Annotated in this window: 1 protein-coding gene and 1 pseudogene; both read left to right on the top strand. The window is 56.8% G+C overall.

Going from position 1 to position 970, the window contains the following annotated elements:
* Nucleotides 1-151 precede the first annotated feature (151 nt).
* A pseudogene (locus NW838_RS04545) lies at nucleotides 152-673 on the top strand (amidohydrolase family protein); the annotation flags it as partial.
* 32 nt (nucleotides 674-705) lie between these two features.
* On the top strand, nucleotides 706-915 hold the full coding sequence (locus NW838_RS04540; RefSeq protein ID WP_414427580.1) for an amidohydrolase family protein: 210 nt from the start codon (nucleotides 706-708) through the stop codon (nucleotides 913-915).
* Nucleotides 916-970: the final 55 nt, after the last annotated feature.

Raw genomic sequence — 970 nt, 5'->3', positions numbered from 1 at the left:
GGGCGACCTGCTGGCAACCTAGCTCGGTGCCAGGCCCACCACCCTAACCCAATCAAGAGGAACCCAATCAATAGGGGGGTTGGCTTCCGTCAAGCCTCTCTACCTGAAAGCTGACACCATTGGGTGAAGGCAAGCTAGTGAGGTAACAGTTTTGTCGACCATTAGCTTGCCATGTTACCTGCTCTACACCAGTTGGCTCGTTCTGCCAGAGCGGTCTTCGTGTACGGCATGGGAGAGGGGGGGATGTAATCCAACTTCACGATCCCTATCCGTAGTTACTCTTGGCATCTATCGACATCTAGCAGCAGCAGTGAGCTTGCAGTCGGGGTTACGAGGGATCCTCAGCCCACAGGTGATCGACGAACCGAGGGGAGTGGGAGAATCCCTGGCGGACACGGAGGCTTTGATCCAGGTTTGGCATGGACGCGGGGAGGGGCAAATTTACATCTGGGTCAGGTTCCATGCTCCTTATTCTGGCCATCCTGAGAGTTTTGTCCAGGGATCCGCTCTAGCCCAAAGGTATGGAGTGGGGCTGCACACCCACTTGGCGGAGACTCGCCGGGGAGTGGAAACTCTACAGGCTCGCTATGGATTGACCCCGGTGCAGTGTTTGAAACGCTGGGGATCCCTGAGTGCTCAGACCTTGGCCGCCCACTGTGTGCATGTGGGGGCTGAAGAAATCGAATCGAGGAGATGCGGTTGGCGGTGTTTCTGCAGCGGTTGGGATCGGGGGATGGAGCTGCTCTGCCGGCGCAACAGGCTTTGTGGATGGCTACACAAGGCAGTGCCGCCTGTCTGGGTCCGGAAGGGGAAATCGGCAGCTTGGAGGTGGGCAAAAAAGCGGATTTGATCTTGCTGGATTTGCGCGTGGGCACCGCTAACCGCTATGCCAAAAAGCTCGTCACCTGCTTGTGAGAACCTGTGGGCTGCATTTTGACCGTGACTGATACATTTACGCTGAACACTGCTG

The organism is Synechococcus sp. R55.2 (assembly GCF_047462075.1).
In the GTDB taxonomy this organism is placed as follows: Bacteria; Cyanobacteriota; Cyanobacteriia; order Thermostichales; family Thermostichaceae; genus Thermostichus.
The sequence above is the reverse complement of the archived record's forward strand: the minus strand, read 5'-3'. Positions and strand labels throughout refer to the sequence as shown.